Raw genomic sequence first — 9,318 nt, 5'->3', positions numbered from 1 at the left:
CAAGCGCGCTCCTACAGATTGTGGCGTTGCAGAACATCATTTCAGGGAGAGACTGATTGAAAATCATCATTCTCGGTGCAGGGCAGGTTGGCGGAACACTTGCGGAGCACCTGGCCAGCGAGGCAAATGACATCACGGTAGTCGATACGGATGCCGACCGCCTGCGTGCGCTTGGGGATCGCCTCGACATCCGAACCATCCAAGGCCGCGGTTCCTTTCCCACCGTGCTGCGCCAGGCGGGCGCCGACGACGCTGACATGCTGGTGGCCGTCACCAGCAGCGACGAAACCAACATGGTCGCCTGCCAGGTCGCGTACACGCTGTTCCACACACCGACCAAAATCGCACGAGTGCGTGAGTCCGCTTACCTGACACGCGCGGGACTCTTCGACAACGAGGCGATCCCGGTCGACGTGCTGATCAGCCCCGAACAGGTGGTCACCCACTACATCAAGCGTCTGATCGAATACCCGAGCGCATTGCAGGTCATCGACTTCGCCGAGGGCAAGGTGCAAATGGTGGCAGTCAAGGCGTACTACGGCGGACCGCTGGTGGGCCAGCAACTGCGTCAGTTGCGCGCGCACATGCCGAATGTCGAGACACGGGTCGCTGCCATTTTCCGCCGTGACCGTCCGATCAGTCCTCAAGGGGACACAGTGATCGAAGCGGATGACGAGGTCTTCTTCATTGCGGCCAAGGCTGACATTCGTGCCGTCATGGGCGAGATGCGTCGTCTCGACGAAAGCTACAAACGTATCGTCATCGCAGGAGGCGGCCAGATCGGCGAGCGGTTGGCCGAGGCCATCGAGAGTCGCTATCAGGTGAAGATCGTGGAAATGAGCCCGGCCCGCTGCCGTTACCTGTCCGACACACTCGACAACACGGTCATCCTGCAAGGCAGCGCCTCAGATCGAGATTTGCTGATGGAAGAGAACATCGACAATGCCGACCTGTTCTTGGCCCTGACCAACGATGACGAAGCCAACATCATGTCCTCGCTACTGGCCAAACGACTCGGCGCCAAGAAGGTCATGACCATCATCAACAATCCGGCGTACGTGGATCTGGTGCAAGGGGGAGAAATCGATATCGCGGTCAGCCCCCAACTGGCGACCATTGGCACGTTGCTGGCCCATGTTCGGCGCGGCGATATTGTCAGTGTCCACTCATTGCGACGGGGCGCGGCAGAGGCGATCGAAATCGTGGCCCACGGAGACGCGAAGTCCAGCAAGGTGATCGGCAGAGCGATCATGCACATCAACCTGCCGTCAGGCACCACCATTGGCGCCATTACACGGGGAGAGCAGGTATTGATCGCCCACGACAGCACGGTTATCGAATCCGGCGACCATGTGATCATGTTCCTCGTGGATAAAAAGCACATACGCGACGTCGAGCGACTGTTTCAGGTGGGGTTGAGCTTTTTCTAAAAAGGGGGGTCAGCGTGCTCGAATCACTGGAAAAAATGCTCGCCAAGGGCATGGACAGCGCCTTGCTGCGCTTCGGTCTGGGCAAGGGTTATCTGGATGCCGGCGATCACGACAAGGCGGTCGAGCATTTACAGCGCTGTGTTGAATTCGATCCCAACTATTCAGCAGCGTGGAAGCTGCTCGGCAAAGCGTGGTTGGCGGCGGGGAATACCGCACAGGCTCGACAGGCGTGGGGACAAGGTATCCAGGCGGCTGTGGGCCACGGCGACAAACAGGCTGAGAAAGAAATGACGGTATTCATCAAAAAGCTGGACCGAAAGGCCTGATCCAAAATCCAGCCTTGAAATGCATTTCTTGTAGGAGCGCGCTTGCCCGCGATTGCGGTGTCTCAGGTAACAAAAATGTGGCTGATATGACGCAATCGCGGGCAAGCGCGCTCCAACAGTGGGCGGCGTAAGGCCTCAATACCAACGCTTCTCGCCCTCAGGACGTTTTTTGAAGCGCTTCATGGTCCACATATACTGGCTCGGATAAGCACGCACGTATTTCTCCACGACCTTGCTCATCGCCGCCGCCGAGGTCTCTGTATCTGGGCTGTACATGTCATCCGGTGCGGCTTCCAGTACCACTTTGTAGCCTGAACCGTCCTCCAGACGCATCGCATGGAGAAACACGCCTACCGCTTTACCACCCGCCAGCATGTTCGGCACGAACTTACTGGTCAGCGCCATCGTCCCGCAGAAGGGCACGAAGACGCCGGCTGATTCTGCCGGTTCCGGGTCCGCCGGAATACCCACCGAGCCGCCTTTACGCACTTCCTTGATGACGCTGAGAATGCCCTCCTTGGTGGAGGCCGCCACGCGGTTGCCCAACTGCACGCGCTGCTTGCGCAGCAATTCATCCACAGCCTTGAGCTTGGGCGGGCGGTAGAAAATGATCGGTTTGCACTGGCTGCAGTAAAAGTGGTTGAGCACTTCCCAGTTGCCCAGATGGCTGGTGATGCCGACCACGCCTTTGCCAGACGCCAGAGCATCTTTAAGAATGTGCAGCCCCTCGACTTCACGGACCAGGTTGATCGATTTCTGCGCAGGCCAGATCCAGGCACAGGCACTTTCGGTCAGCGTCTTGCCGATGTCCATCAAACTGCGACCCACCAATGCCTCGAGTTCGGCAGGGCTCAGTTCTGGAAAACACTTGGAAAGGTTAATCCGGGCGACCTCGCGCGAACGGTTCGGCAGCTTCCACATGAGCCAGCCGATACCCGTGCCTACCCATTGCACCGCGCGCCAGGGGAGCAGGGCAAACAACCGCAACGCTCCGACCATCATGGCGCCTTTGAACTTATCCACAGATCACTCCTGCATCGATGAGGCGAGCATTGTAACCACTCCTGCGAGCAACGCAGACCAAGCGCGCTCCTACGACGTAACCAACTGCGCATACCGATCGCAATCGGTGGTGTGGTCCATCACCATCCCTGTCGCCTGCATGTAGGCGTAGCAAATGGTTGGCCCCACGAACGTGAACCCGGCTTTCTTCAGGGCCTTACTCATCGCCTCGGCCTCCGGTGTGACCGCCGGGACTTCGCTGCGGTCCTTGAAATGATTGACCTTGGGCTTGCCGCCCACAAATGACCACACAAACGCCACCGGGTCGTCCAGCCGCAGCCAGGCCTGGGCGTTCTTGCGTGCGGCGTTGAGTTTCAGGCGATTGCGCACGATGCCGGGTTCGAGCATGAGCTCTTCGATTTCTGCGTCGGTCATGGCAGCCACGCGTCTCACATCAAAGTCGAACATGACCTCTCGGTAACGGGCGCGTTTCTTCAGAATGGTGATCCACGACAGACCGGCCTGGAACCCTTCGAGCAACAGAAACTCGAACAGCTTCTGCGCGTCGCGCAGCGGCACACCCCACTCTTGATCGTGGTAGGCCATGTAAAGCGGGTCATCGTTGCACCAAAAGCAGCGTGGCATAGGGCCCCCAAGGGTGGAGGCGCTGCCGAATCGGGTATACTCCCGCTCTTTAAATCGCAGCCCCCCAGTACAGGTGAATTTCGTGAGCCAGCCTACGCCAGCCGTGCGTACCTTCCAAGACTTGATCCTCGCCCTTCAGCAATACTGGGCCGAGCAAGGTTGTGTGGTACTTCAGCCCTACGATATGGAAGTGGGCGCCGGTACTTTCCACACCGCCACGTTTCTGCGCGCCGTCGGCCCGGAAACCTGGAACGCCGCCTACGTCCAGCCAAGCCGTCGTCCTACCGATGGCCGTTATGGCGAAAACCCTAACCGCCTGCAGCACTACTACCAGTTTCAAGTGGTTCTGAAACCCAACCCGGACAACTTCCAGGAGCTGTACCTAGGCTCGCTGAAACGCGTAGGTCTGGATCCGCTGGTCCACGATGTGCGTTTCGTCGAAGACAACTGGGAGTCGCCTACGCTGGGCGCATGGGGCCTGGGTTGGGAGATCTGGCTCAACGGTATGGAAGTCTCGCAGTTCACCTACTTCCAGCAAGTCGGCGGCATCGAGTGCTATCCGGTGACCGGTGAGATCACCTACGGCCTGGAGCGTCTGGCCATGTATCTGCAGGGCGTCGATTCCGTTTACGACCTGGTCTGGACGGACGGGCCGTTTGGCAAAGTCACTTATGGCGACGTGTTCCACCAGAATGAAGTGGAACAGTCGACCTACAACTTCGAACACGCCAACGTCGACAAACTGTTCGAGCTGTTCGATTTCTACGAAGCCGAAGCCATGCGCTTGATCGACGCCGAACTGCCGTTGCCGAGCTACGAAATGGTGCTCAAGGCTTCGCACACCTTCAACCTGCTGGATGCCCGTCGCGCAATTTCCGTGACTGCGCGCCAGCAATACATCCTGCGCGTACGCACCCTGGCCCGTTCCGTGGCCCAGGCGTACCTGATGGCCCGGGCCAAGCTTGGCTTCCCGATGGCTGCCCCCGATATTCGCGATGAAGTGTTGGCTAAGCTGGAGGCTGCACAATGAGTGCTCAAGATTTTCTGGTTGAACTGGGCACCGAAGAACTGCCACCAAAGGCCCTGAACACGTTGGCCGAAGCATTCCTGGCCGGCATTGAAAAAGGCCTGCAGGCTGCGGGCCTGACCTATAGCGCCAAGCAGGTGTACGCGGCCCCGCGTCGGCTGGCAGTGCTGATCACTCAGTTGGCCACGCAACAACCGGATCGCAGCGTCAATCTGGACGGTCCACCTCGCCAGGCCGCGTTCGACGCCGACGGCAACCCGACGCAAGCCGCATTGGGCTTCGCCAAGAAATGTGGCGTCGATCTGAGTGAAATCGATCAGAGCGGCCCGAAGTTGCGTTACAGCCAGAACATCGCCGGTAAGCCGACGGCCAGCCTGCTGCCGACCATCATCGAGGATTCGCTCAACGACCTGCCGATTCCCAAGCGCATGCGCTGGGGTGCGCGCAAGGAAGAGTTCGTACGTCCGACCCAGTGGCTGGTGATGCTGTTCGGCGATCAGGTCATCGATTGCACCATCCTTGCCCAAACCGCTGGCCGTGAGTCCCGTGGCCACCGCTTCCATCACCCGGAAAGCGTACGCATCACCTCGCCAGCCAACTACGCCAGCGATCTGCGCGCCGCGAACGTTCTGGCCGACTTCAACGAGCGCCGTGCGCTGATCAGCAAACGTGTCGACGAATTGGCAACCCGCCACGAGGGCACCGCCATCGTACCGCCTGCGTTGCTCGACGAAGTGACCGCGCTGGTCGAATGGCCTGTTCCACTGGTGTGCTCGTTCGAAGAGCGCTTCCTCGAAGTGCCGCAGGAAGCCTTGATCACCACCATGCAGGACAACCAGAAGTATTTCTGCCTGCTGGATGCTGACGGCAAGCTGCTGCCACGCTTTATCACAGTGGCCAACGTTGAAAGCAAAGACCCTTCGCAGATCATCCTGGGTAACGAAAAAGTCGTTCGCCCACGGCTGACCGACGCTGAGTTTTTCTTCAAACAAGACAAGAAGCAGAGCCTGGAAACCTTCAACCAGCGCTTGCAGAATGTCGTGTTTCAAGCGCAGTTGGGTACTGTGTTCGAAAAAGCAGAACGTGTTTCCCGGCTGGCTGCGTTCATTGCGCCTCATGTCGGTGGCGACGCTCAGCGCGCAGGGCGTGCCGGTCTGCTGTCCAAATGCGACTTGGCGACCGAGATGGTCGGCGAGTTCCCCGAAATGCAAGGCGTGGCTGGCTACTACTACGCGTTGGCCGATGGTGAGCCTGAGGACGTGGCGCTGGCGTTGAACGAGCAATACATGCCGCGCGGCGCTGGCGCTGAATTGCCGAGCACCTTGACCGGCGCGGCCGTGGCGATTGCCGACAAACTCGACACCCTCGTCGGTATCTTCGGCATCGGCATGCTTCCGACCGGGAGCAAAGACCCGTACGCGCTGCGGCGCGCCGCCTTGGGGATCCTGCGGATTCTGATCGAGAAGAAACTGGACCTTGACCTGATCCAGGCTGTTCAGTTTTCGGTCACTCAGTTCGGCAGCAAGGTCAAGGCTGCCGGCCTGGCTGACCAGGTGCTCGAGTTCATCTTCGACCGCCTGCGCGCCCGTTACGAAGACGAGGGCGTGGACGCCTCCGTTTATCTGTCGGTGCGCGCGCTGCAGCCAGGCTCGGCATTGGATTTCGACCAGCGCGTGCAAGCCGTGCAAGCCTTCCGCAAATTGCCGGAAGCAGCGTCGCTGGCCGCGGTCAACAAGCGCGTGTCAAATCTGTTGAGCAAGGCCGAGGGGAATATCGCCCAGACGGTGGAGCCGAAGTATTTCGACAACGCCAACGAGTTTTCGCTGTACTCGGCCATTCAGCAGGCCGATCAGGCGGTGGGGCCGATGGCCGCAAATCGCCAGTACACCGAAGCACTGGCGCGCTTGGCAGCGCTGCGCGAACCGGTGGATGCCTTCTTCGAGGCAGTGATGGTCAATGCCGAAGACGCCAGCGTACGTGCCAACCGGTATGCATTGTTGGCACGTCTGCGCAATCTGTTCCTCGGCGTGGCCGACATCTCCCTGTTGGGCTAACGCGGGAGCGACTGATTTGAAGCTGCTGATTCTCGATCGAGATGGAGTGATCAACGAGGATTCCGACGCCTACATCAAATCGGTGCAGGAATGGATTCCGATTCCCGGCTCGATCGAGGCCATCGCGCAATTGAGCAAGGCCGGCTGGACGGTGGCGGTGGCCACCAACCAGTCTGGCATTGCTCGTGGTTACTATGATCTGGCCACCTTGGATGCCATGCACGCACAGTTACGAGCGTTGGTAGCCGAGCGGGGTGGCAAGGTCGGTCTGATCGTATATTGTCCTCATGGCCCTGACACGGGGTGCGACTGCCGCAAACCCAAACCGGGAATGCTTCGCACCATCGCCAATCATTATTCCGTCGATTTGCGCGGAATATGGTTCGTTGGCGACAGCAGGGGTGACCTGGAGGCGGCGATGGCCGTCGACTGTCAACCTGTTCTGGTCATGACAGGCAAAGGTCACAAGACGCGGAGCAACTCTTTGCCTGCTGGAACGTTGGTATTCGACGATCTGGCGGCCGTTGCCGCGGAACTTATTCACAACAGCGCGTCGTCGCACGACTGACCGGTCGTGTGGCGCCATGCTCACTTCGGGCAAATGCCCGTAATGGTAAATGCAGCCATGTCGATAGTGCAGGCCATCAGGATCTTCATCTTTTACCTGCTGCTGGGCACCAGCGCCTTGCTGTGGTGTTCACTGAGTTTCTTCGTCGCGCCTTTCCTGCCGTTTCCTGTCCGTTATCGTTTCATCAACGTCTACTGGTGTCGCTGCGCAGTCTGGCTGACGAAGGTGTTTCTGAACATCAAGGTTAACGTCACCGGCCAGGAGAACGTTCCCACGACGCCTTGCGTGATCGTGTCCAATCATCAAAGTACGTGGGAAACGTTCTTCCTCTCCGCTCATTTCCAGCCTTTGAGCCAGGTGCTCAAGCGCGAACTGCTGTACGTGCCGTTCTTTGGCTGGGCCATGGCCATGCTGCGACCCATTGCCATTGATCGCGACAACCCCAAAGCGGCTTTGAAGGTCGTGGCCAAGAAGGGCGACGAACTGCTCAAGGACGGTGTTTGGGTCTTGATCTTTCCTGAAGGGACTCGCGTCCCCTATGGCCAGATCGGGAAGTTTTCTCGCAGCGGCGCTGCGCTGGCCGTAAACGCTGAATTGCCTGTTTTGCCCGTGGCGCATAACGCAGGAAGGTACTGGCCAAAAGAAGGGTGGGGCAAAAAGCCGGGTACGATCGAAGTGGTTATTGGTGCTCCCATGTATGCCGAAGGCAGTGGCCCTCGCGCCATCGCAGCGTTGAATGACCGAGTGGCCGCATGGAATGAGGAGACGCAGAAGGCTATGGGGTCGCCTGTAGAGCCAGTCACCGTCTCGGAAAAATCACCGGCCTGAATTGTGGATAACCTGTGCACCAATTGTGAGAATTTTCAATTTAATATCGATAACTCATTGATTTAACGATTTATTTCTCTTTGAGATTAAAGACCCAAAAACGTGCATAAGTTTTTATGAGCGTGCCTATCTATCCCGAATAACGCCGGTTTTGAGCCTTCCAGCCAAGACTGACGTTTTGTGTTCACGCCGATGGGTTAGTCGGTGTCACCCACCGATCAAACAGCGCCGCCACCCCGATCAACACCAGCCCTCCACTTGCCGCCGCAACGAAGCCCATCGCAGGAGATGAGGTGTCGATAGCGAAGCCAACCAGTGGCATCGAAAGCGTCTGCCCTAGACGGTTCGCGGAGTCCTGCAGGCCCATGACCTGGCCCCGTACGCTGGCGGGCGCCAACTTTGCGACCGCTTCCGAACTGGCAGCCAGCGTGGGTGTGCACAGCAGGTTGGTGGGCAACAGCGCCAGCATCAACAGCCACCAGACTTGATCGAAGAAGACTACGGGAAGCAAAAGCAGGCTCATCGTCACTGCTAGCCGCATAAGAGACCAGGATCGGTGAACCATGCCGTGAACGAAGCCCCCGGTTATCGAAGCGATCGACATGACGGCAATGACGTAGCCCGTGTAGGCAATCTCCCCGTTTTCGCGAAGGACTGCGATCAGCGCCAGTTCGGTACCGAACAGCACGAACAGCGCGCCGGCGCTGACGAGCAAAACACTCAACAAGCGAGCACTGAACCACTGCCGCCATTTCAGCCCGACCTTGTCGGGGGAGGGGGCGCTTTCACCGACGTCGCGTATCGGCCAATTCAGCACGTACAGGGCGATATAAGACGCAGCACGCCATGCGCCGATACCGAACAGCACGGCCGTTGCGGAATAGGTGGTAATCAGCAGAATGCCTAAAGCAGGCGTGATGACGAATGACAACTCCATCAACATGGTGGTCAATGAGTACGCCGGGCGCCGTTGATCTTCAGGCACGAGGCTGGCGACGAACTGTCGGGATAACGAACCAGTCGGGATCGTGAACACGCCCGCGGCAAAGGCGAGTGCCACGAAGGGGACGTAGTTAACCACGGGCAACGAAACCCAGGCGAGGGTGGACAGCGCCCCGCAGAGGGCCACGACAGGCCGTAATCCATGCCGATCCATCATCCGTCCCACCAACGGCGAGCCTACGGCAAACCCCAGTGCGGTGGCTGTTGCGACCACACCGGCATCGAAGTAACTGTGTCCCATCTCATTGAGCACATGCAGGCTCAAAGTCAACGTCATGATCGTGAGGGGCAGGCCTGCTACGAACATGAACAATGTGGCCGACATGACACGCGGGATGGCCAAGACCTTTTGGTACTTCCGAAACGACATCCGTTTACGTCTCCTTGATCCGCATCCGCTTTGGCACAGCGAGGTTCCTCCTCGCCGAATGATCGA

General features: G+C 58.7%; 9 protein-coding genes. 6 read left to right on the top strand and 3 right to left on the bottom strand.

Annotated features, from left to right (window positions below; genetic code table 11):
• The first annotated feature begins 56 nt into the window (after positions 1–56).
• Both trkA and N5D61_RS07080 read left to right on the top strand, forming a co-directional pair.
• Complete coding sequence (gene trkA, locus N5D61_RS07085) at positions 57–1,430, top strand: Trk system potassium transporter TrkA (protein ID WP_279891601.1); 1,374 nt, start codon at positions 57–59, stop codon at positions 1,428–1,430.
• Between the two features lie 35 nt (positions 1,431–1,465).
• Entirely contained in the window at positions 1,466–1,756 is a 291-nt protein-coding gene (locus tag N5D61_RS07080; RefSeq protein WP_279891630.1) for a tetratricopeptide repeat protein, read from the top strand.
• Positions 1,757–1,891: 135 nt separating this feature from the next.
• Here the strand turns inward: N5D61_RS07080 and N5D61_RS07075 are convergent, their stop codons facing one another.
• Together N5D61_RS07075 and N5D61_RS07070 are read right to left on the bottom strand one after the other, a co-directional pair.
• The gene (locus tag N5D61_RS07075) at positions 1,892–2,779 is read right to left on the bottom strand and encodes a lysophospholipid acyltransferase (protein WP_279891599.1); all 888 of its coding nucleotides are present in this window, start codon (positions 2,777–2,779) and stop codon (positions 1,892–1,894) included.
• A gap of 69 nt (positions 2,780–2,848) precedes the next feature.
• Positions 2,849–3,403, bottom strand: coding sequence for a DNA-3-methyladenine glycosylase I (locus N5D61_RS07070; protein ID WP_108236344.1), 555 nt, complete (start codon positions 3,401–3,403; stop codon positions 2,849–2,851).
• An 82-nt stretch (positions 3,404–3,485) separates the two neighbouring features.
• Between N5D61_RS07070 and glyQ the strand changes: the two genes are divergently transcribed.
• The 4 genes from glyQ to N5D61_RS07050 are packed head-to-tail and all read left to right on the top strand — an operon-like array spanning position 3,486 to position 7,880.
• Positions 3,486–4,433 (top strand): glycine--tRNA ligase subunit alpha, encoded by a 948-nt coding sequence (gene glyQ, locus N5D61_RS07065; RefSeq protein ID WP_108236343.1) that lies wholly within the window; start codon positions 3,486–3,488, stop codon positions 4,431–4,433.
• Positions 4,430–6,484, top strand: a complete 2,055-nt coding sequence (glyS, locus tag N5D61_RS07060; protein WP_279891598.1) for a glycine--tRNA ligase subunit beta — start codon at positions 4,430–4,432, stop codon at positions 6,482–6,484. Before glyQ ends, glyS begins: the two co-directional genes overlap by 4 nt.
• Positions 6,485–6,500: 16 nt before the next feature.
• Complete coding sequence (gene gmhB, locus N5D61_RS07055; RefSeq protein WP_108236341.1) at positions 6,501–7,052, top strand: D-glycero-beta-D-manno-heptose 1,7-bisphosphate 7-phosphatase; 552 nt, start codon at positions 6,501–6,503, stop codon at positions 7,050–7,052.
• A gap of 57 nt (positions 7,053–7,109) precedes the next feature.
• The gene (locus tag N5D61_RS07050) at positions 7,110–7,880 is read left to right on the top strand and encodes a lysophospholipid acyltransferase family protein (protein ID WP_108236340.1); all 771 of its coding nucleotides are present in this window, start codon (positions 7,110–7,112) and stop codon (positions 7,878–7,880) included.
• A gap of 184 nt (positions 7,881–8,064) precedes the next feature.
• Here N5D61_RS07050 and N5D61_RS07045 read toward each other — a convergent pair whose 3' ends face one another.
• Entirely contained in the window at positions 8,065–9,252 is a 1,188-nt protein-coding gene (locus N5D61_RS07045) for an MFS transporter (protein ID WP_279891596.1), read from the bottom strand.
• Positions 9,253–9,318 lie beyond the last annotated feature (66 nt).

The organism is Pseudomonas sp. GD03842 (assembly GCF_029841165.1).
In the GTDB taxonomy this organism is placed as follows: domain Bacteria; phylum Pseudomonadota; class Gammaproteobacteria; order Pseudomonadales; family Pseudomonadaceae; genus Aquipseudomonas.
This window is presented reverse-complemented; position numbering and strand designations above follow the sequence as displayed.

Coding starts and splice junctions, on each gene's coding strand:
- N5D61_RS07080 (WP_279891630.1), top strand. CDS start 1,466: ATGCTCGCCAAGGGCATGGACAGCGCCTTGCTGCGCTTCGGTCTGGGC.
- N5D61_RS07070 (WP_108236344.1), bottom strand. CDS start 3,403: ATGCCACGCTGCTTTTGGTGCAACGATGACCCGCTTTACATGGCCTAC.
- glyS (WP_279891598.1), top strand. CDS start 4,430: ATGAGTGCTCAAGATTTTCTGGTTGAACTGGGCACCGAAGAACTGCCA.
- N5D61_RS07050 (WP_108236340.1), top strand. CDS start 7,110: ATGTCGATAGTGCAGGCCATCAGGATCTTCATCTTTTACCTGCTGCTG.
- N5D61_RS07045 (WP_279891596.1), bottom strand. CDS start 9,252: ATGTCGTTTCGGAAGTACCAAAAGGTCTTGGCCATCCCGCGTGTCATG.